A 21044-nucleotide genomic window follows, 5' to 3' on the forward strand; every position below is an offset into this window, starting at 1 on the left:
TCATACGGCGTGCCTTCAGTACCATGCTGCCAGCGCCGCAGCGCGCCGCACTTCCTGCACGGCGGCGCCCGGCAGCCAGTCGCGGTAGCTGCAGGCCGCCCTGGGCAGGAAGTCGAGCAGTGCCAGATGCTGGCGCAGCACGCGTTGCTGGCGATGATCGATGAGCGGGTTGAACATGCCCGAGCGGGTGAACAGCTGCAGCGGGTTCTTCTTGATCCAGAGCCACGACCCCATCTCCAGCGTCAGCGGCAGGAAGATGCGACCCGGCTCCTCGCACGCGCGGATGTAGAGGTGGTCCCACAGATCGCCGTGCGCGAGGTAGTGCACGCTCTGCGGCTCGATGAGGTAGCGGTGGTTGCTGTAGGCCTGCATGAAGATCTCCTGCAGCGCATGCAATTCCGCCAGATGCCTGATCGGCTCGCGCGTATGGGCGAAAGGGAACCACAACCGGTCGGCCAGGCCGAAGCCCGAGTGGCAGTCCAGCGCCAGGCTGAACTGGCGCGACAGCAGTTCCGTCTCCACCAGTTCGCACAGGGCCTGGCTCTCGTCCTCCATCGGCGCATCCGGTTCGCCCCGAAACCAGGGCAGACGCGCGCTGATGCGCTGCCCGCCGATCAGGTAGGGCACGCGGTCGTCCGCGGCGATGGGGGCGTTGCGCATCAGGTCCACACCACGGGGGTTGGCGCGCGTGGCCATGCGCATGCCGCCCGGGTTGACCAGCGGCATGAACACCAGCCGCACTTCTTCCAGCTGCCGGTGCAGCAGGCCATCCCAGCGCAGCCGGTTCACCACGTTCTGCAGATAGGCGATGACCACCTGGGCGCCGATGCGCTCCAGCCCGTGCACCCCGCCGAAGAAGCCCACCGCCGGAGCATCGGGGGCTGCGCTTCCCATGCAGATGGCATGCAGCGGCAGGTCGGGACCGGGCGGCGCTGCGATGCTTCGCAGCGTGCGCACCTGCAGATGGGACGCACCCTGCTCGATGATGCGCTCGAGCGCGGTCAGTTCTGGCAGCAGCGGCGCGGTCACGAAGAGGGAAGGAATGGGTGGGGCGGGCGCCGGGGAGCCCGCTGCGGCTGGGGAGCCAGAAGCTGTCCAGAATAGCGGGGGCCGGCCACCGGACGGGCCTTGTCCGTCGCGGCCACGGGGCTACTGCGGCGCGTCGTCAAACTGACATGAAACGGCGGCAAGCTCCCGCCGCATGACCTCGCCCCCACTGCGTCGCAGACCCTCCCTCCATCGCCGGTGGACGGCTGCCGCCTCCATCGTGCTGGGCGTGGGCGCAGGGCTGGTGGAGTGCCTGGCGCTGCTGCGGTCGCGGCGTCTTGCGCAGCGCCGTGCGCCCCTGCGCTGACGGGCGCGTGGCACGCCCGCCCCGCACCGCAGGGCGCGTGGCGACCGGCGGGCGCCCAGTGCATGTGACTCGGTAGAACCACACCCCCGGCCGGCGCTGGCAGCGTGCCAGAATTCCGCCCATGCAAGCCCACACCGCCTATGCGGCCCAGGCCGCCGCCGTGCTGGCGCCGCGCCCTGCCGAAAACACCGCCATGCCGGCGCTGTACCGCGCTGCACTCGGCTCGCAGCACACCGAGCGCTACCTGGCGTTCTTCCAGCGGCAGGACGACACCGGACGCACCCTGCCCGGCTGGAATGCCGCCGCCGCGTTCTTCACTCTCGGGTGGATGGTGTTCCGACAACTGTGGGCGCCAGCGCTGGTCTATCTCGCCGCCGTGGAAGGCGTGGCGCTGCTGCTTTTCGTGCTGGGGCACCAGTGGCTCGGCGCCCCGCTGCCGGTGCTGGCCGGCGTGACGCTGGCTTTCTGGTGCGCGGCCTGCGTGGTGCCGGGCCTCTATGGCGACGCCGCCATGCATGCCGAGGTGCGCAAGAAGATCACCAAGGCGCTCTCGGCCTCGGCCAACCTGCCGCAGGCCGTTCAACTGCTGGCCCGCCAGGCCCCGACGCGCAAGCGGCTGGGCTGGGTGATCGCGGCCCATGCGGCCCTGGCTGCGGTGGCGCTGCTGTGGTGGATCGCCTTCCCTGAGAGCTTTCGCCCGACGGACGGCGCGTCGCCGACAGAGAGGGCTGCACCCGCGCAGGCAGTACCGGCAGCGGCCGGCGTGCTCGCAACGAACACGTCGGCAGCGGCAGAGGCAGTCGCAGGGGAACAGAGCACCACGGCCCCTGTGACGTCGTCCGATCCCACCAGCCCCGCTACCACCGCTACCACCGCTACCACCGCCAACAACGCCGAAGCCGCGACCACCCCCCTGCCCGCCCCGGCTGCATCGGCGGGCGCCGCTGCACCGAATGCCAGCGCCAACCCGGCGGAGCCGGCGCCTGTGGCGGCGTCATCCAACCCGCCTGGGCGGACCGCCACGCCTGCCGTGGCGAGCACGCCCGCCGCCGCCGCTGCCGCCACGGGAACCATTGCCGCAGCCACTGCCGCTGCCGGCAGCACTGCCACGGCCGGTGTTCCCGGTGCGCCGCCCGTCCCCGCAGCCAGCGCCGAGGCTGCCGCACGCCCCGCCGGCAGCCAGAGTGCCGCGCGCCTCACCCGACCGACAGTCCTGGCCAGCGCGGCGGCCACCGCAGCCAAAGCCACAGCACCGCGCGCTCGCGCCAGCGCTGCGGCGGCCGCTGCGGCCGAACCGGCGCGCCGGCAGCTCTACATCAACGCCGGCATGTTCGGCGATCCGGACAACGCGCGCCGCGCCCACGCGCGGCTGCGGGAAGCCGGCTTGCCGGCTTCCACCGCGCAAGTGCGATCCACCAGCGGGCGGGTGCTCACCCGGGTTCGGGCCGGCCCGTTCACTTCGGCAGCAGAAGCCAATGCAGCGATGGCGCAGGTCCAACTGCTGGGCCTGGACGCCGCGCCTGCCCAGCGCTAGCGGCCCCGGTCCCTGGCGAATGCGGGTGCGCGCGTCGCCCCATTCCACCCTGCCGGTTACCACTGGTGACGGCCGCCGCCGGGCGCTGCGCTATGGTCGCCCACTGCTTTCCTTCCCCTCACCGACTACGGAGTTCCCACCCATGCGCTTTTCCCTGATGGCCCTTCCCCTCGCCTCGCTCGCCCTGATGGCCGGTTGCACCACCGGGCCGTTCAGCAAGTCCAGCCCCTCGACCGTGGCGGGCGCCTCCACCGCACCGGTCGGCGGCGTGTGCGACGCGCAGCCCGCCCAATCGTTCGTGGGCCAGAACAGCACGGCGCAAGTGGTGGAGGCAGCGCGCGTCAAGTCCGGCGCCAACATGGCGCGGGTGCTGCGCCCGGGCCAGATGATCACCAAGGAATACAGCACCCAGCGGCTGAACCTGGAGGTGGATGCGGCCGACCGCATCGTGGCCGTGCGCTGCGGCTGAGATCCTTCGGCGGGCTCCCCGGGCCTCTGACGCACTCTGACGCCGTCTGACGGCGGCTCAGGCGCCGTCCTTCCGGAGCATGCCGGCGCGCCTTGGCCCCCCTGCACGACAGGAGCGATCCGGCCCGGCCCTCCGGTTGAGCACCGGTGGGCACGGACCTCCGGCCAGGCTGTCAATCGGCGAGGAACAGCTCCTGCAGGTCGCTCAGAAAGTCGAAGCCGCGCTCGGTGGGCCGCACATGGCCGGCGTCCTGCGTGAGCAGCCCCTTGCGCTCGGCTTCCGCCAGCCCCCGGGCGATGGCGGTGAGCGGCAGTCCGGTGCGCTCCATGAACTGCTGCAGCGTGAAGCCTTCGCGCAGGCGCAGCGCATTCAGCATGTATTCGAAGGGCAGGTCGGCGCGGCGCACGTCGGCGTCCTGCGCAATGGCCCGGCCGGTGAGGGCGCCATCCATGTAGCGGCGCGGATCGCGCAGGCGCACCTGCCGCACGATGCGATGCGCAAAGCTCAGCTTGCTGTGCGCCCCGGCGCCGATGCCCAGGTAATCGCCGAACTGCCAGTAGTTGGTGTTGTGCGCCGATGCATGGCCGCTGCGCGCATAGGCTGACACCTCGTAGCGCTGCAGGCCGGCCGCACCCGTCATCTCGGTGATGCGGTCCAGCATGGCGTAGGCCGTGTCGTCTTCCGGCACCACGGGCGGGTACTTGGCGAAATAGGTGTTGGGCTCGATGGTCAGGTGGTAGATCGAGATGTGCGGCGGCGACAGCGACAGCGCAGTGCGCAGGTCCTGCTCCAGATCGGCCATGCCCTGCCCGGGCAAGGCGTACATGATGTCCAGATTGAAGGTGTCGAACGCGTCGCGCGCTTCCTCCACCGCAGCCAGTGCCTGGGCGCGGTCGTGCACCCGGCCCAGCGCCTGCAGGAAGCGGTCGTCGAAGCTCTGCACGCCGATCGAGAGGCGCGTGACCCCCGCCGCGCGATAGCCGCGGAAGCGGTCTTTCTCGAAGGTGCCGGGGTTGGCCTCCAGCGTGATCTCGCAATCGGCTTCCAGCCGCAGCCGCGCGCGCAGGTCACCCAGCAGGCGGTCGATGGACTGGGGCGAGAACAGGCTGGGCGTGCCGCCGCCGATGAAGATGCTGTGCACCGTGCGCCCCCAGATCAGGGGCAGCGCCGCTTCCAGGTCGGCCATCAGCGCGTCGAGGTAGCGCGCTTCGGGCAGCCCCTCGGCGCCGCTGCGCGCTTCGTGCGAATTGAAATCGCAATACGGGCACTTCTTCAGGCACCACGGCAGGTGCACGTACAGCGACAGCGGCGGCAGGCTGGACAGCTGCAGCAGCCCCGGGCGCATGTAGTGCTGCACGTCCTTGAGCGCTGCCGATTCGCCCTCGCCCGCCGGGGCTTCTGCCGCAATGATGGGAATGGACACGTGCCGGGCCCCGCGTCAGAACCAGCGCTCGCGCATCAGCGCCAGCATCTGCTGCGCGCTGCGGCCGCGGTGGCTGTGGGCGTTCTTCACGTCCACAGGCAGTTCCGCGAACGTGGCGCCGAATTCAGGGATGAACATGATGGGATCGAACCCGAAGCCGTTGGCGCCGCGGCGCTCGCGGGCGATCTCGCCCACCACGCGGCCGACGGCGATGAGCGGCTCGGGGTCGAGCGGGCTGCGCACCGCCACCAGCGTGCTGACCATGGCGGCCCGACGGTTGTCGATGCCGGCCATCTGCTCGAGCAGAGCCTGCACGTTGGTGTCGTCGCCCTTCTCGTAGCCGAACTGGGTGGCGTAATGCGCCGTCTGCACGCCCGGCAGGCCGCCGAAGGCATCGACGCACAAGCCGGCATCGTCGGCCAGCGCGGGCAGCCCGGTGTGCTGGGCGGCAAAGCGCGCCTTGGCCAGCGCGTTCTCGACGAAAGTGTGGAAGGGCTCCTCGGCCTCGCCCACGCCCAGGTCGGCTTGCCGCACCAGCTCCACGCCCAGCGGCGCCAGCATGGACTGCAGTTCGGCCAGTTTGCCGCGGTTGTTGGATGCAAGAACTAGTTTCATCGTCAAAAGTGCCTTTCGCGCTTAATCAACAAGGGGATAGCGCTATTAATTTGATAGCGAATGCCGCTGCAGCGCCACCAGCTCGCCGACACCTTTCTCGGCCAGCGCCAGCAGGCGGTCCATCTCCTGGCGCGTGAACGCGGCGCCCTCGGCCGTGCCCTGCACTTCCACGTAGTGGGCCGCGCCTTCACCGTTCACCGTCATGACGACGTTCATGTCGGTGTCGCAGGCCACGTCTTCCACATATTCCAGGTCGAGCACGGGGGTGCCGTTCACGATGCCCACCGAGATGGCCGCGAGGGGCGCGGTGATCGGCGAGGCCGCCAGCTTGCCGCTGGCGATCAGCGTGGCGACCGCATCCTGCGCGGCCACCCAGGCGCCCGTGATGGCCGCCGTGCGGGTGCCGCCGTCGGCCTGGATCACGTCGCAGTCGAGTTGCAGGGTGCGCTCGCCCAGCGCCTTCAGGTCGAACACCGCACGCAGGCTGCGGCCGATCAGCCGCTGGATCTCCTGGGTACGGCCGTTCTGCTTGCCGCGCGCGGCCTCCCGGTCGCTGCGCGTGTGGGTGGAGCGCGGCAGCATGCCGTATTCAGCCGTCACCCAGCCTTCGCCACTGCCGCGCTTGTGCGGGGGCACGCGCTCTTCGACCGACGCGGTGCACAGCACCTTGGTGTTGCCGAATTCGATCAGCACCGAGCCTTCGGCATGCATGGTGTAGTGGCGCGTGATGCGCACCGGACGCAACTGGTCGACGGCGCGGGCGCCAGGGCGGGTGAAGGCAGCGGTGATCATGAAGTGATGTTCGGTGGTCAGCAAAATAGGGCAGTCGCTGGGCGCGGAGCCACGGATGGAAAGACCAGCGTGGCAAGGCCGGCGCGGCGGGGCCCGCTGCGGCCTTCAGGCCTTGCGGGCAGCAGATCGGCGGATCGCTTCGTTGATCTCGGCAATGGAACGCTCGATGGCTTCGTCGTCCAGATCGTCGTCGAAACCCTCCGGCGGGCCGCCCTGGATGGTGGAGGCGAACACACCGTCGCTGATGCTTTCGGTGCTGATGCCCTGCGTGGAATCGAAGGTGTCCGGCGTTTCCCACTCCATTGCCACGACGGTGACGTTGTCGCTGAAACTGCCGGCCTTGCGCAATGCGTCCTCGACCAGGTCAGGCACCGCGACGGACACCGGCTGGCGGCCGATCTGGCGCGCGATGTCGGCGTCTTCCAGTGTGCCCCAGAGGCCATCGGAACAGAGCAGCAGACGGTCGCCCTGCTCCAGCACCAGCGGCCCGGCCAGGTCGTAGATGGGCTTGGAGGGTGAGCCCAGGCAGGTGAAGAGCACGTTGCGGTTGACGTGTTCCGGCCCGGACTGCGGGTTGTTGCGCAGTTCCAGGTACGAATGGTCGCGCGTGCGGGCCAGCACCTCACCGCCGCGCACCAGATAGAGCCGTGAGTCGCCGCAATGCACCCAGCAGGCCCGGCCGTTCTGCACCACGGCGGCGACCAGCGTGGTGCGGGGCGTGTCGAGCATGCCGCGGTCGCTGGCATGGCGCAGCACCTGCTGGTGCGCCGCGAGCAGCGCAGTGGACAGGAATTCCCGCAGGTCGTTCAGTGCCGGCTTGGCCTCGCGCTGAAACCATGCCGACACGGTCTGGATGGCGATCTGCGCGGCCACTTCGCCATCGGGATGGCCGCCCATGCCGTCGGCCAGCACGAACAGGCACGCCTCCCGCGTGTAGCAGTAACCCATCCGGTCTTCGTTCTTGTCGCGGCCGCCGCGCCGGCTGACCTGGAATACCGAGAACTTCATTTCGGCTTTCCGCCGAACCGGGTTGCCTCGCCCATCTTCTGCACGTTCTTCTTGGTGTCGGCCACCAGCGTGTCGAGCTGCAGCCGCATCTTTTCGCCCATCGTCAGCTTGGTGTAGCGGCGCTCGCCCTCGCGGCTGAGTTCCTTTTGCAGCGCGAAGACGGACTGCGGCCGAGACAGCGGATCGAGCGCCATGCACCACTCCACCACTTCGATCAGGTTGTCGGAATAGACACCCCGCAACTTGGTGAGCGCCAACGCCAGCCGGTCCTTGTCGGTCCGCTGGGGCGCCTCGTTCGGTGGAAAGCCCTGCATGCAGGCGTAGATGCAGGCACCGATGGCATAGATGTCGGTCCACGGCCCCATCTGCGCATCGCGCCGGTACATCTCCGGGGCCGCGAAGCCGGGGGTGTACATGGGACGGATGAAATTGCCTTCCTTGGACAGCACCTCGCGCGCCGCGCCGAAGTCGATCAGCACCGCCTTGTTGTCGTCGGTGATGAAGATGTTGGCCGGCTTGATGTCCAGGTGCAGCATCTTGTGCTGGTGCACGATGCGCAGGCCCCGCAGCACCTCGTCGAAGAGCGAGCGGATGGTGGATTCCCGGAACACCTTCTGGGTCTTCAGGTCGCGCGCGGTGATGATGAAGTCCTGCAGGGTCGCGCCCTCCAGGTAGTTCATCACCATGTAGACGGTTTCGTTCTCGCGGAAGAAATTCAGCACGCTCACGACCGAGGCGTGCGAGATCTGCGCGAGCGACCGGCCCTCTTCGAAAAAGCTCTTGAGGCCCAGCCGGTAGAGCGACAGCTTCTCGGGCGGCACCTTGGGCAGCAGCTCGCCGGGTTCGCGCGTGGCGAGCGATGAAGGGAGGTATTCCTTGATGGCGACCTGCTGGCCGTCGGGCCCGGTGGCGAGGTACACCACGCCGAAGCCGCCTGCGGACACACGCCGGATGACGCGGTAACCGCCAATGAGGGTTTCGGGAGGCAAAGGTGCCGGCTTGATCTTGGACATATTCTGCGAAGAAGACTCGGGCACGAATCGGAACCGGGATAATCGCCTGTTTTGCAAGCAACCACCGAAAGTCCCATGGCAGTTTACAGCATGACCGGATACGCCAGCGCCCAGCACGGCGCCTCCGCGGCGGACACCGAATCCGAGGCGCCGACGCGCCGTCTGGGGCTGGAAATCCGCTCGGTCAACAGCCGCTTTCTGGATCTGTCGTTCCGCCTGTCCGACGAGTTGCGGTCGCAGGAGCCCGCGCTGCGCACCTTGCTCACCGCCAAGCTCAAGCGCGGCAAGGTCGAGGTGCGCGCCTTCATCGAGAACGCCGACACCGGCGCCCTGCCCGACCCCGCGCCACGCCTGCTGCAGCGCCTGAACAGCCTGCAGGACGCCGTCAAGGCCTGGTTGCCCCAGGCCGCGCCCCTGAGCGTGGCCGATGCGCTGCGCCTGTGCGGCAACATCTCCGGCCCGGCAGAAGACTGGAGCGAGGCCGTCCCGGCGCTGGCCGAAAAGGCCTTGAAGGACCTGCTGGCCGCCCGGGAGCGGGAAGGCAAGCGCCTGGTCGCCATGCTGCAGGACCGACTGGGCCAGTTGCGCGCCCTGGCCGCGCAGGCCGTGCCGCTGGTGCCGCAGCTGGTGGAGCAGCACCGGCAACGCTTTCTGGAGCGCTGGAACGAGGCGCTCAGCGCGGGCGAAGGCACGGTCAACGCCGACGCCGCGCGCGACCGCGCCCTGACCGAGGCCACCGCCTTCGCCATTCGCATCGACGTGGCGGAAGAGGTCACACGGCTGCAATCGCATCTGGATGAAATCGAGCGGCTGCTGAAAAAGGGCGGCGAAATCGGCAAGCGCCTCGACTTCCTCATTCAGGAGTTGCACCGCGAGGCGAACACGCTGGGCTCGAAATCTGCGGCGCTCGATCTCACACGCATCAGCGTGGACATGAAAGTGCTGATCGAGCAGATGCGCGAGCAGGTGCAGAACATCGAGTGATAATTCAATTTTGATAGCAGCTAGCGCAGACGCCGTATGGACTATCCCGGAAATCTCTTTGTAGTGGCAGCACCCAGCGGTGCCGGCAAGTCGAGCCTGGTCAAGGCCCTTCTGGAGCTCGACTCCCACGTTCAGCCTTCGGTGTCGCACACCACCCGCGCACCGCGCGGCCAGGAAAAGCACGGACGTGAGTACTTCTTCACGTCGGACCAGGAATTCGACGCGATGGTCGCGTCCAACGGTTTCGTCGAATGGGCGCACGTGCACGGCCGGCGCTACGGCACGTCCCGCAAGGCCATCGAAGAACGCGTTGCCGAAGGTGCCGACGTGGTGCTGGAGATCGACTTCCAGGGCGCCATCCTGATCAAGGAAGCCTTTGCCAACGCGGTGCTGATCTTCATCCTGCCCCCCAGCTGGGAAGAGTTGCGGTCACGCCTGGAGCGGCGGGGCGAAGACGCGCCCGACGTCATTGAGATGCGGCTGCAGAATGCGGCCGGCGAGATGGCACAGGCGTGCAAATTCGACTTCGTTATAATCAACGAGTTATTTGAGCGTGCGCTTTTCGACTTGAAAACCATCGTTCACGCACAGCGCCTGAAGTTCGCGGCCCAGCGCCGCACCCGCGCCGACACTTTCGAGTCGCTCAACATCTCCTGATCCCTTTTCCAGAGAACCATCATGGCCCGCATCACCGTCGAAGACTGCCTTGAAAAGATCCCCAACCGCTTTCAGCTGGTGCTGGCCGCGACCTACCGCGCCCGCATGCTGAGCCAGGGCCATGCCGCCAAGATCGAAAGCCGCAACAAGCCCGCGGTGACGGCACTGCGCGAAATCGCCGACGGCAAGGTCGGCCTGGAAATGCTCAAGAAGGTTCCAGGCTGATCGCAGTCCGCAGTCCGGCCAGCCGCCGAATTGTCAAAAAGCACCGCGCTGCGGTGCTTTTTTTTGCCTGAAATGTCGGTTTGCCGATCGCAGGCTACATTTGAGGGATGACAGTGGTGTTGAACAAGCCCTCCGTTTCCGATGGACTTCCCGGCCATGCCCCGCGCGGCGCCAGCACGTCTGCGGCCGCCGCCAACGCTGCGGCAGCGAGCTTCGCAGCCCTGCTGGAGAACCTGGACTACCTGGATGCCGCCAGCATCGAGCAGATCCGGCAGGCCTATCGCTTTGCGGACGAGGCCCACCTGGGTCAGCTGCGCAGCAGCGGCGAACCCTACATCACCCATCCGATCGCGGTCGCCGCGCAGTGCGCCACCTGGAAACTCGACGCACAGGCCCTGATGGCCGCCCTGCTCCACGACGCCATGGAAGACTGCGGCGTCACCAAGGCCGACCTGATCGACCGCTTCGGCGCACCGGTGGCGGAACTGGTCGATGGACTGACCAAGCTCGACAAGCTGCAGTTCGACACCCGCGAAGAGAATCAGGCCGAGTCCTTCCGCAAGATGCTGCTGGCCATGGCACGCGACGTGCGCGTCATCCTGATCAAGCTGGCGGACAGAACGCACAACATGCGCACCCTGTCCGACATGCCCCGCAGCAAGTGGGGCCGCATCTCGTCCGAGACGCTCGAAATCTATGCGCCCATTGCGCACCGCCTGGGCCTGAACCAGACCTATCGCGAGCTGCAGGACCTGTCGTTCCGCCACCTCCACCCCTGGCGGTATGCCACCCTGTCGAAAGCCGTCAACAAGGCCCGCAACCGCCGGCGCGACATCGTTCAGCGCGTGCAGACCGAAGTGGACGCCGCGTTTGCGCGCATCCACATGAACGTGCGGCTGGCAGGGCGTGAAAAGACGCTCTACGCCATCTACCAGAAGATGGACACCAAGCACCTGAGCTTCGCCCAGGTGACCGACATCTACGGCTTCCGTGTGATCGTGCCCACGGTCACCGATTGCTACACCGCGCTGGGTGTGCTGCACCAGATGTACAAACCGGTGCCTGGCCGGTTCAAGGACCACATTGCCATCTCGAAGCTCAATGGCTACCAGTCGCTACACACGACGCTGGTCGGCCCGTCGGGCGTGAATATCGAGTTCCAGATGCGCACCGAGGAAATGCACGTCGTCGCCGAAGCGGGTGTGGCGGCGCATTGGCTCTACAAAGCGCACGACTCGGACGGCACGGCCGCCGAGCGCATGGGCACGAAGTGGCTGCAGTCGCTGCTCGACATCCAGAACGAAACCCGGGACGCGGCGGAGTTCTGGGACCACGTCAAGGTCGATCTCTTCCCTGATGCGGTGTACGTGTTCACCCCCAAGAGCCAGATCATGGCCCTGCCCAGGGGCGCCACCGTGGTGGATTTCGCCTACGCCATCCACAGCAACGTGGGCGATCGCACCACGGCCGCCAAGATCAACAACGAGCAGGTGCCGCTGCGCACCGAACTCAAGAACGGCGACGTGGTGGAAATCATCACGGCACCCGTGTCGACACCCAACCCCGCCTGGCTGGGGTTCGTGCGCACCGGCCGTGCGCGCTCCAAGATTCGGCACTACCTGAAGACACTGGCCCACACCGAATCGGCGGGGCTGGGCGAGAAGCTGCTCACCCAGGCGCTGCGCGCCGAAGGCCTGGAACAACTGCCTGACGAAGAGAGCAATCACGCCCTCTGGGAGAAGTTGTTGCGCTTCACGGGCAACCGCAGCCGGGTGGAGCTGATGACCGACATCGGCCTGGGCAAGCGCATCGCCGGCATCGTCGCCAAGCGGCTGGTGGTGCTGATGTCGGAACACGGCCACCGGCCCGACGCCCTGCTGCTCACGCGCGAGCGCTACAGCTCGCATGAAAACCTCTCGCAGGGTGGCGTGACGCTGGACGGCAGCGAAAACGCATCGGTGCAATACGCCCACTGCTGCCGCCCCGTGCCCGGCGACCCGATCGTGGGCTACCTGGGCAAAGGTGAAGGGCTCGTCGTTCACAACAGTGCCTGCAGCGCCGCGAAGAAGCTGCAGCACCGCGACAGCGAACGCTTCATTGCCGTAGACTGGGCTGACGAGCCGACCCGCATGTTCGAAACCGGCGTGGTGGTGACGGTGTCGAACGGCAAGGGTGTGCTGGCCCGGGTGGCTGCGGAACTGGCGAGTTCGGAAGCGGATATCGTGCACGTGGAGATGGACGATGCCGCTGCGATGGACACCACGGATCTGCGCCTGATCGTGGCTGTCCGTGATCAGGCCCACATGGAGTCTGCGCTACGCAACCTGCGCCGCACGAATGCGGTGTTGAGAGCCTTCAGGGTACTGCCGCAGACCTGAGGACCTGAGGACCTGAGGACCTGAGGACCTAACGAGCTGCCTTTCGCAGCCGAGGCTTCAGCCCGGCGGGCAACGAGTCAAGTGGCTGCGGCCTGCCGCACCGGATAGCGGACTTTCATCACCTCCAGCGTGCGCAGTCCGCCTGGGGTCTGCAACGATACCGCGTCCCCCTCGCGGGCCTTGAGCAATGCCCGCGCGACGGGCGAAATCCAGCTCACCTGGCCCCGTGCGTTGTCCGCTTCGTCCACCCCCATGATGGTGATGGTGCGCTCTTCGCCTTCGTCGTCCGCATAGGTCACCGTGGCGCCGAAGAAGATCTGGTCGCTGCCATCGTGGACGCTCGGGTCTACCACCTCTGCAATCTCCAGGCGCTTGGTCAGAAACCGGATGCGGCGATCAATCTCCCGCAGACGCTTTTTCCCGTAGAGGTAGTCGCCATTTTCCGACCGGTCGCCGTTGCTCGCGGCCCAGTGCACGACGTCCACGATCTTGGGGCGTTCGGTGTCCATCAGTTCCAGCAGTTCCGAGCGCAGTCGCTCGTACCCTGCAGGCGTGACATAGTTCTTGCTGCCTTGCGGCAACGCTGGAGCGGGCAAGCCGCCAGCGTCGTCATCGTCTTCGGCCGCGTCGTTTTCTTTGGTGAAAGCTTTACTCATTGCATCGCAGTTGTAGCCGGGTCGGAGCGTTCCGGTTCCCCCCCTTAAAGCGCCAAAAGGCCGCCGGATTCTGGCAGCCTGCCGAACGAGCCCACGACTCAATGGTGGGCAGGTGGGTCTTGCACCGGCTGGTCGCCTCCCGGTTGCGCTGGCGGGTCATCGACTTCCGGCTGGGGCACCCATTGGGGTGACGGAGGCGTGTCCAGCGGCGGCACAGGTTGCGGCTGTGGGCCACCGGGTTGGGGTGACGGAGGCGTGTCCAGCGGCGGCACGGGTTGCGGCTGTGGGCCACCGGGTTGGGGAATGGACTGGAACGAGGAAGGCTGGAGCATGGAGATCCTTTCGTTGCGGACCCTTGAGCCTAGCGAAGCAGGGATTTCGTGCGTGCCAGCCAATGCCGCATTCAGCCCTGGATTGAAGCCTGCGACAACGGGACACTGAGGGTGATCGAATGGACAGGCATTCTTTCGAATCAGGCGGTCGCATCGCCCTCATGAGAGGAGTAGGATCTACGGCGGGTGGCATTTCGGCTGGTTCTGCGATCCATTTTTCGTCAGACGCCGACGGTCTCTGAAGCGAACTGCTTGACGCTCGCCTGCCCAGGGGCGTTCAAAATCGTCCAACTCAATCCCACGGTTTTTCGAACCCAATCAGCTGCTGCAGGCCCAGCCGGTAGCGGGTGACTGCCCTCACAGTGATGGCGGTTTCTCTCGGACCTGCCTGCAGGCTCCCGATTATTTCTCACCCGCTTGATTGCATCGAACATGAGCGGGTGAGATCCCGCTCATCGATTCGATTGACATACACCTGCTATTTAGACAAGTAGCCGGCTTGAATACCATTCAGATGGATGGGTGCCACGCGTTCTGATGGGCGCGCAACGGGAGAATTTCTAGCATCACACGACGCAATAGGCTCAAGGAAGACAACCGCCATTCCCGACGGCTTCCCCTCCGCCAAGTGGGCGACACGGTTTTCGTACTGTCCGCAGCCCCAACTTTCGGAGAATTCGGCATTGCGCGGATTTTCAGTGCCTACTAGCCTGCGATACGGCGGCGGGCGAACCAGCCACCCAATCCGACCATCGACAAGATCATCGTCATGAGCCCTGCGCCTGAAAGAGAAGGTACGGATCTTGCCGATTTCTGCGCATCAGGCACGACGCCGGCGCCGATCTGCATGCCTATCCCATCCGCCCCTGTGACATCGAAGGTGATTTCGTCATACACACCTGTGAATTGAACGACCCCGCAAGCCCGGGCCGTGTCGATCCTGCACCCCTCGTCACCGTCTGGTTGGGTGGTGGTGGCAGCGGGATTCTTTGTCACTGACTTACCGGTGACCAGCGCCGGAGGATTGGTCGTCATCGTCAACTCGGCAGCCGCCCCCGATGCCGTGACCGCCGAGGAAAAATCCAGAGTGCTGGTATCGATGCTGAAAAACAGCAATGTCGGGTTGACGACGGGCGAGCCAAAACTCATCCTCACCCGATGCGGATCAGCCGGCGTGGATCTGGACTGCGTCAGCAGCACGATATCCCGCGTAGCATTGACCGCAGCCGCAGGGTAGAGCTTGGCATTGTTCTGCGGGATGTTGTTACCCCAGATGTTGTATCCGGGCGCTGTATTCGTTTGGATATTGAAAGCCACGCCTGGGGCTCTCGTTCCCGAGGGGTAATACGATGACAACTTGACCGGCACAGAGCCAAGCGTTCCGTTGACCACTTCGGACGTCACGAGCGGCGCGTCAATCCATTCTTGAGCGAATGCGGGGGCGCTGACTGCGGCACTCACGATCAGCCCCGCGAGCCACCCTGTCCGTTGGAATATCCAGAGGGGGGTTTTCTTCTCAGTCATCATTTCAGCGCTCACTAGTCATGGATAAAGGTGACTGCCTCGCGCAAGATCGCCGCCAATCCTCACAGAGCAGTTGGATAAATCGTAACCACCGCCAGTGCCGCTCGCTTGCATATTCCGGAAGCCGTTCACCTCCAACCGTCAACAATTGTCAAACATTGTCTCCATTTGATTAACTGACTTATTTTCATAACTTAGCGTAGCGCAACTGCGCTCATGCCATCGGCTTGATACCGAAGAGCCGGATTATTCTGTAGACAGCTAAAGAAAGCGGCTAAAGAAAGCGGCTGAGTTGCTCTAGCCTGAAATGTCCATACCAGGTTCGCCCGCTCAGCTGATTGATTGCAGCGGCAGCCTGCAAACCTCGATTTCTCACCGAGGGCTTGTCGCGGAGCAGAGTGCGGAGCCGGTGGCGCCTGAAATTCTCTTGGTCACGTCGTCGGGTGTAACCGCAGCGCGCCAGCCTGAACGCTACGCTGGCTTGTGCGGTGCAGCGTCTCACATGCCTATGCCGGCACGCACGCCAAAGCTCATGGCGGGAAAGGTGGAAAAGTGGGAGCTGGGCCGACAGCGTCCTGCACCCAAAACGCCCTGCTGGGCAGAGCTTGCAATCTCACCCATTCAGCAGAAACCGTGCGAGCCGTCCTGGAGGCGTGGTGCGAACCTGCAGAGTGAGTAAGGCCCCGCGGACAGCGGGGTTTGGCAACCGGCACTTTCATCATCCGGGCATCTGCCATCAAAGGCTGGAGTAGGCGAGCCCAGTGTGTCGGGCGACAGATGATGCTTCCCGAAGACCGTGCGTTCGGCACCGTGGGCATGAAGCAGATCGTGCAACAGCGTGCTGTGTTGCAGAAGCTCATGAAGGATTCAGGCTGAAGCAAAAAGAGGCTGACTACCTTGCGCGCGAAGCACCAGGCGCGGTTGGCTGGTGCCACTCCCCCCCAAAGTCCCCAAGGACTGCTAGAGCGGGTCATGTGAGAACGCGATCCACAAAGGAAAAAGCCCTGCAAGATCAAGATCTTGCAGGGCTTACCGTATGGTGCGGCTGGCAGGAATCGAACCCACGACCCCTTGGTTCGTAGCCAAGTACTCTATCCAGCTGAGCTACAGCCGCTAAGCTTTGAATTCTAGCATGAAATTACATGCCTCTTCAAAAAATCGTCTTTTTTTTAATTGCCTTGCTGGGCAGTCATTGAAAGACGATGAAGAATTGTACCGCAGCTGCGGCGCCTGTTTTGAAGATCGGTGCAGTTTTTTGCATCTACCTCCAAAGAAGCACGGGCTGCGACGAAAACATCGCAGCCCGTGGCTGTAGTTGGTAGGGCGTGGCGGACTTGAACCGACGACCAAGGGATTATGAGTCCCCTGCTCTAACCAACTGAGCTAACGCCCCTTGCGCCAGCGCCGCAGTCGGCAAGACACCCGGCGATTGTATGTGGTTACTTGCGGTGGCTCAGCGCGTTGCTGACGAGGCGCGAGGTGATGTCGACGATCTGGATCATCTTGTCGTAGGGCATGCGCGTCGGGCCGATGACGCCCAGCGTGCCCACGACCTGCCCGTCCACGGCATAGGGCGCGCTGACGACGGAGAGTTCCTCGAAAGGCACGACATGGCTCTCGCCCCCGATGAAGATGCGCACGCCCTCCGCCTTGCTGGAGATGTCCAGCAGGCGAAGGATCTGCGTCTTCTGCTCGAACAGATCGAACGCCCGGCGCAGATGGCCCATGTCGCTGGAAAAGTCGCTCACCGCCAGCAGGTTGCGTTCACCCGAGAAGACGACCTCGTCCTGCGACTGCGTCATGGCTTCGGTGCCGGCGCTCACCGCCGCCTGCATCAGGTCGGCGATCTCGCCGCGCAGCTGGTCGACCTCGCTTTTGAGCCGCTCACGGACCTGCTCCATGGTGAGGCCGGAATAGTGGGCGTTCAGGAAGTTCGCCGCCTCGACCAGCTGCGACTGCGAATAGTCGGCGTCGGTGAAGATCACACGGTTCTGCACGTCTCCCTCGGGCGACACGATGATCACCAGGAAACGCCGCTCGGACAGGCGCAGGAACTCGATGTGCCGGAACACGGATGCTCGGCGCGGCGCCATGACCACGCCGACGAACTGCGAGAGGTTGGACAGCAGATGGGCCGCATTGGCGATCACCTTCTGCGGCTGCTCCGGCATCAGCTCGGGTGTCATCAACTGGCCACGCTGCACGGTCAGCATGGTGTCCACGAACAGGCGATAGCCCTTGGCGGTGGGCACCCGGCCGGCGGACGTGTGCGGGCTCGCGATGAGGCCCAGCCCCTCGAGGTCCGCCATGACGTTGCGGATGGTGGCCGGCGAGAGATCGAGCCCCGACGCCTGCGAGAGCGTGCGCGACCCCACGGGCTGGCCGTCGGCGATGTAACGCTCTACGAGCGCTTTCAGCAACAACTTGGACCGGTCATCGAGCATTGACTCATTTTAGTGATGTAATTTCTGAATGAAGTCCACTTTCCGGCGCGTTGCGCTCATCGGCAAATACCAGGCCAGCCAAGCGGCAGCGGCGTCCGACAGTTCGCGCCAGGCCATCGACGCCATCGTGCGTTTCCTGGACGGCATGGATTGCGAAGTGGTGCTGGAGGCGGAGACGGCGGCCAACACCGGCATTACCGGCCCGGTGGTGCTGGATGTGGACGCGATCGGTGCGCAGTGCGACCTGGGGCTGGTGGTGGGTGGCGACGGCACCATGCTGGGCGTCGGCCGCCGGCTGGCCAGCTATGGCACGCCGCTCATCGGCATCAACCAGGGCCGCCTGGGCTTCATCACCGACATTCCGCTGGAAGGATTCGAAGCCACGCTGACGCCCATGTTGGCGGGCGAGTACGAGGAAGACCTGCGCCCGCTGATGCAGGCGCGCGTAATGCGGGGCAGCGACTGCGTGTTCGAGGCGCTGGCGCTCAACGATGTGGTGGTGAACCGCGGATCGACCTCGGGCATGGTGGAGCTGCGTGTGGAGGTGGACGGGCATTTCGTCTCCAACCAGCGCGCCGACGGATTGATCGTCGCCTCGCCGACCGGCTCGACGGCCTACTCCCTGTCCGCAGGGGGGCCGATGTTGCACCCTTCTATTCCCGGCTGGGTGCTGGTGCCGATTGCACCGCACACACTCTCCAACCGTCCGATCGTGCTGTCCGACGCGACCGAAGTGGCCGTGGAGGTGGTGGGCGGCCGCGACATCAGTGCCAACTTCGACATGCAGTCGCTCGCTTCGGTGCTGCACGGCGACCGCATTCTGGTGCGGCGCTCCGAACACAGCGTGCGGTTTCTGCACCCCCGCGGCTGGAACTACTTCGCCACGCTGCGCAAGAAGCTGCGCTGGAACGAAGGGGGCTCCTGACCATGGCCCTCAAGCGAATCGAGCTTCGCGATTTCGTCATCGTCGAAGCGCTGGAGCTGGACCTGCATGCGGGCTTCACGGTGCTGACGGGCGAAACCGGCGCCGGCAAGTCCATCTTGATCGACGCGCTCCAGATGCTGTTGGGCGGCCGCGCCGATACCGGCGTCATCCGTGAAGGTGCCCAACGTACCGACATGGCGGCCGAATTCGACGCCCAGGCCTCGCTCGCCCCCTGGCTGGAGGAAGCCGGCATTCCGCCGGACGACTCGCTGCTGCTGCGCCGCACGATCGACGTGCAGGGCAAGAGCCGCGCGTGGATCAATGGCGTGCCGGTGACAGCCACGCAGATGCGCGTGGTGGGCGGCCAGCTGTTGGACATCCACGGCCAGCATGCCTGGCAGAGCCTGACGCGGCAGGATGCCGTGCGCGGCCTGCTCGACGCCTATGCCGGGCTGCAGCCCGGCCCGCTGGCCGCGCTGTGGACGACCTGGCGCGATGCGCAGAAAGCACTGGCGCAGGCCCGGGCGGCGCAAGACACGCTGCAGCAGGAACGCGAACGCCTGCAGTGGCAGATCGGTGAAGTCGGCAAGCTGGCCCCGGGCCCGGACGAATGGGACGAGCTGAATGCACAGCACAGCCGGCTGTCGAACGCTCAGGCGCTGCTCGACAGCGCCCAGGGCGCGCTGGCCGCGCTCGAAGACGACGACAGCGGCGCACTCGGGCGGCTGTCGCAGGCGCAGAACCTGCTGCAGGACTATGAGCAGGTGGACGAAGCGTTTCGTTCGATGAACGAGGTGCTTACCTCCTGCCTGGCACAGGCCAGCGACGTGGCGCATTCGCTGCAAGGCTATCTGCGCCATACCGAACTCGACCCCGATCGCCTGCAGGAGCTGGACGCGCGCCTGTCGCAATGGGTGTCGCTGTCGCGCCGCTACAAGCGTGCGCCGGCCGACCTGCCCGCCCTGCTGCAGGGCTGGACGACCGAGCTGCAGCAGCTCGATTCTGCGGCGGACCTGGCCAAGCTGGAGGCCGCGGAACGCGCCGCCGCGGCCGCCTACGACAAGGCTGCGCGCAGCCTGTCGCAGCGCCGCGCCAAGGCCGCGCCGCGCCTGGCGCAGTCCATCACGCAGGCCATGCAGGGCCTGGGGATGACGGGCGGCCGGTTCGAAGTGGCCGTGGATTCGGCCGCCGAACCCGGACCACACGGCACCGATGCGATCAGCTTCCTGGTCAGCAGCCATCCCGGCATGACGCCCAAACCCATCGGCAAGGTGGCCTCGGGAGGCGAGCTGTCGCGGATCTCGCTCGCCATCTCGGTCACCACCAGCGAGCTGGGCGAGGCGCCGACGCTGATCTTCGACGAGGTCGATTCCGGCGTGGGCGGCGCGGTGGCGGAAACCGTGGGCCGGCTCATGCAGCAGCTCGGCCGCGACCGGCAGGTGCTGGCCGTCACCCACCTGCCGCAGGTCGCCGCCTGCGCCGACCACCATCTGGTGGTCGCCAAGCACAAGCGCGCTGGCGGCACCACCAGCTCGGTGCAGCCTGCCGAGGGCGATGCGCGTGCCGGCGAAGTGGCTCGCATGCTGGGCGGCGAGCGCGTGTCGGCCACCACGCTGGCCCATGCGCGCGAGATGCTGGGCGATGCGCGCCCGGCAGCAGCACCCGCAGCAACGACGGAGCGCGGCTGACCGATGGCACTCGAAATCGTCCTTATCACCGGCATGTCCGGCTCCGGCAAGTCGGTAGCGCTGCATGCGCTGGAAGACGCCGGCTACTACTGCGTGGACAATCTGCCGCCGGAGCTGCTGGCGTCGTTCGTGGCGCTGGAACACGAACACCATGGCAACCGGCTGGCGATTGCCATGGATGTGCGCAGCGCCACCGCCCTGCCGCTGGTGCCCCAGCAGCTGGAGCAGATGCGGGCGCAGGGTGTGCACGTGCAGTCGCTGTTCCTGGATGCCACCACCGACACGCTGGTGCGGAGGTTCTCGGAGACGCGGCGCCGCCACCCGCTCTCCAAGGACGAGCTGCGCGAGGGCCAGCGCGCGCTCTTGCAGACGATCGAGCTGGAGCGCGAACTGCTGGCCGACCTGCGCGAGCATTCGCACGTGATCGACACCAGCGCGATCCGATCGTCCCAGCTGCAGAGCTATGTGAAGAGCCTGATGGCCACGCCGCCCGGCCGGCTCACGCTGGTGTTCCAGTCGTTCGCCTTCAAGCGCGGCGTACCGGTGGATGCGGACTACGTCTTCGACGTGCGCATGCTGCCCAACCCGCATTACGAACCGGGCCTGCGGGACCTGACGGGCCGCGACCAGCCGGTGATCGACTACCTGCTGCAGCAGCCGGAAGTGGAGCTGATGCGCTCCCACATCGGCCACTTCCTCGGCCACTGGCTGAAGGCGCTGGCCCAGAACCACCGCAGCTACGTGACGGTGGCCATCGGCTGCACGGGCGGGCAGCACCGCTCGGTGTACCTGGTGGAGGAGTTGGCCCACCAGTTCAGCCCCGTCTGGACCACGCTGCGGCGCCACCGCGAACTGGACGCTCGCTGAGCGGGCCCAGCCGGCGGCCCGCCACCGCCAGCGGGCAGAGGGCCGCGACCCGCCGATCACCCACCCGCTTGCTATCAGGACAATAGCTGGTTGCGCTTATTCAGCGGCCTTTTCAGGTCGATTCCTGCTCAACCCCTTGTGATACGGGCGCAACCA

19 protein-coding genes and 2 tRNA genes are annotated in these 21044 nt (G+C 66.0%); 10 read left to right on the forward strand and 11 right to left on the reverse strand.

What is annotated here, in order from left to right; translation table 11 throughout:
- Window positions 1-15: 15 nt before the first annotated feature.
- Entirely contained in the window at window positions 16-1029 is a 1014-nt protein-coding gene (locus tag ASF94_RS12480) for a M14 family zinc carboxypeptidase (protein WP_235505350.1), read from the reverse strand.
- 172 nt (window positions 1030-1201) lie between these two features.
- Here ASF94_RS12480 and ASF94_RS21335 point away from each other — a divergent pair, with 172 nt between their 5' ends.
- The 3 genes from ASF94_RS21335 (at window position 1202) to ASF94_RS12490 (ending at window position 3357) form a co-directional block, all read left to right on the forward strand.
- Entirely contained in the window at window positions 1202-1354 is a 153-nt protein-coding gene (locus tag ASF94_RS21335; RefSeq protein WP_156382530.1) for a hypothetical protein, read from the forward strand.
- Between the two features lie 121 nt (window positions 1355-1475).
- Window positions 1476-2888: an SPOR domain-containing protein gene (locus ASF94_RS12485; RefSeq protein WP_056666588.1), complete on the forward strand. Its 1413-nt coding sequence runs from the start codon at window positions 1476-1478 to the stop codon at window positions 2886-2888.
- 142 nt (window positions 2889-3030) lie between these two features.
- Window positions 3031-3357 (forward strand): I78 family peptidase inhibitor, encoded by a 327-nt coding sequence (locus ASF94_RS12490; protein ID WP_056666591.1) that lies wholly within the window; start codon window positions 3031-3033, stop codon window positions 3355-3357.
- A gap of 172 nt (window positions 3358-3529) precedes the next feature.
- Here ASF94_RS12490 and hemW read toward each other — a convergent pair whose 3' ends face one another.
- From hemW to ASF94_RS12515, 5 genes are all read right to left on the reverse strand, one after another.
- The gene (gene hemW / locus ASF94_RS12495; RefSeq protein ID WP_235505367.1) at window positions 3530-4702 is read right to left on the reverse strand and encodes a radical SAM family heme chaperone HemW; all 1173 of its coding nucleotides are present in this window, start codon (window positions 4700-4702) and stop codon (window positions 3530-3532) included.
- Between the two features lie 93 nt (window positions 4703-4795).
- Window positions 4796-5395 (reverse strand): RdgB/HAM1 family non-canonical purine NTP pyrophosphatase, encoded by a 600-nt coding sequence (rdgB, locus tag ASF94_RS12500; protein WP_056666597.1) that lies wholly within the window; start codon window positions 5393-5395, stop codon window positions 4796-4798.
- Between the two features lie 45 nt (window positions 5396-5440).
- Window positions 5441-6187 carry a ribonuclease PH gene (gene rph / locus ASF94_RS12505; RefSeq protein WP_056667249.1) on the reverse strand — a complete coding sequence of 249 codons (747 nt, stop codon included), beginning with the start codon at window positions 6185-6187 and terminating at the stop codon, window positions 5441-5443.
- Window positions 6188-6292: 105 nt separating this feature from the next.
- Window positions 6293-7195, reverse strand: coding sequence for a PP2C family serine/threonine-protein phosphatase (locus ASF94_RS12510; protein WP_056666601.1), 903 nt, complete (start codon window positions 7193-7195; stop codon window positions 6293-6295).
- Window positions 7192-8208, reverse strand: coding sequence for a serine/threonine-protein kinase (locus ASF94_RS12515; RefSeq protein ID WP_056666604.1), 1017 nt, complete (start codon window positions 8206-8208; stop codon window positions 7192-7194). The genes ASF94_RS12510 and ASF94_RS12515 overlap by 4 nt, the downstream gene beginning before the upstream one ends.
- A 75-nt stretch (window positions 8209-8283) precedes the next feature.
- Between ASF94_RS12515 and ASF94_RS12520 the strand changes: the two genes are divergently transcribed.
- The 4 genes from ASF94_RS12520 to ASF94_RS12535 all read left to right on the forward strand — a co-directional run bounded on the left by ASF94_RS12520 (window position 8284) and on the right by ASF94_RS12535 (window position 12452).
- A complete protein-coding gene (locus ASF94_RS12520; RefSeq protein ID WP_200933067.1) occupies window positions 8284-9192 on the forward strand; it encodes a YicC/YloC family endoribonuclease in 909 nt (302 codons plus the stop codon).
- Window positions 9193-9228: 36 nt separating this feature from the next.
- Window positions 9229-9849 (forward strand): guanylate kinase, encoded by a 621-nt coding sequence (gmk, locus tag ASF94_RS12525; protein WP_056666607.1) that lies wholly within the window; start codon window positions 9229-9231, stop codon window positions 9847-9849.
- A 21-nt stretch (window positions 9850-9870) separates the two neighbouring features.
- On the forward strand, window positions 9871-10074 hold the full coding sequence (gene rpoZ, locus ASF94_RS12530; RefSeq protein ID WP_056666610.1) for a DNA-directed RNA polymerase subunit omega: 204 nt from the start codon (window positions 9871-9873) through the stop codon (window positions 10072-10074).
- A gap of 107 nt (window positions 10075-10181) precedes the next feature.
- Entirely contained in the window at window positions 10182-12452 is a 2271-nt protein-coding gene (locus tag ASF94_RS12535) for a bifunctional (p)ppGpp synthetase/guanosine-3',5'-bis(diphosphate) 3'-pyrophosphohydrolase (RefSeq protein ID WP_056666613.1), read from the forward strand.
- Between the two features lie 77 nt (window positions 12453-12529).
- Here the strand turns inward: ASF94_RS12535 and greB are convergent, their stop codons facing one another.
- The 5 genes from greB to hrcA form a co-directional block, all read right to left on the reverse strand.
- The gene (gene greB, locus ASF94_RS12540; RefSeq protein WP_056666616.1) at window positions 12530-13108 is read right to left on the reverse strand and encodes a transcription elongation factor GreB; all 579 of its coding nucleotides are present in this window, start codon (window positions 13106-13108) and stop codon (window positions 12530-12532) included.
- 1037 nt (window positions 13109-14145) lie between these two features.
- On the reverse strand, window positions 14146-14967 hold the full coding sequence (locus ASF94_RS21340) for a hypothetical protein (protein ID WP_156382531.1): 822 nt from the start codon (window positions 14965-14967) through the stop codon (window positions 14146-14148).
- A 1034-nt stretch (window positions 14968-16001) separates the two neighbouring features.
- Window positions 16002-16078: transfer RNA gene (locus ASF94_RS12550), tRNA-Arg, on the reverse strand.
- A gap of 202 nt (window positions 16079-16280) precedes the next feature.
- Window positions 16281-16357: transfer RNA gene (locus ASF94_RS12555), tRNA-Ile, on the reverse strand.
- Between the two features lie 46 nt (window positions 16358-16403).
- A complete protein-coding gene (hrcA, locus tag ASF94_RS12560; protein ID WP_056666623.1) occupies window positions 16404-17408 on the reverse strand; it encodes a heat-inducible transcriptional repressor HrcA in 1005 nt (334 codons plus the stop codon).
- A gap of 28 nt (window positions 17409-17436) precedes the next feature.
- Between hrcA and ASF94_RS12565 the strand changes: the two genes are divergently transcribed.
- Genes ASF94_RS12565 through rapZ form a run of 3 tightly spaced genes read left to right on the forward strand, consistent with a single transcriptional unit; the run spans window position 17437 to window position 20888 of the window.
- Window positions 17437-18333, forward strand: coding sequence for an NAD kinase (locus tag ASF94_RS12565; RefSeq protein WP_056666626.1), 897 nt, complete (start codon window positions 17437-17439; stop codon window positions 18331-18333).
- 2 nt (window positions 18334-18335) lie between these two features.
- On the forward strand, window positions 18336-20021 hold the full coding sequence (gene recN / locus ASF94_RS12570) for a DNA repair protein RecN (protein ID WP_056666629.1): 1686 nt from the start codon (window positions 18336-18338) through the stop codon (window positions 20019-20021).
- A 3-nt stretch (window positions 20022-20024) separates the two neighbouring features.
- Window positions 20025-20888: an RNase adapter RapZ gene (rapZ, locus tag ASF94_RS12575; protein WP_056666633.1), complete on the forward strand. Its 864-nt coding sequence runs from the start codon at window positions 20025-20027 to the stop codon at window positions 20886-20888.
- Window positions 20889-21044: the final 156 nt, after the last annotated feature.

The organism is Acidovorax sp. Leaf160, from assembly GCF_001424265.1.
Lineage (GTDB): Bacteria > Pseudomonadota > Gammaproteobacteria > Burkholderiales > Burkholderiaceae_C > Paracidovorax.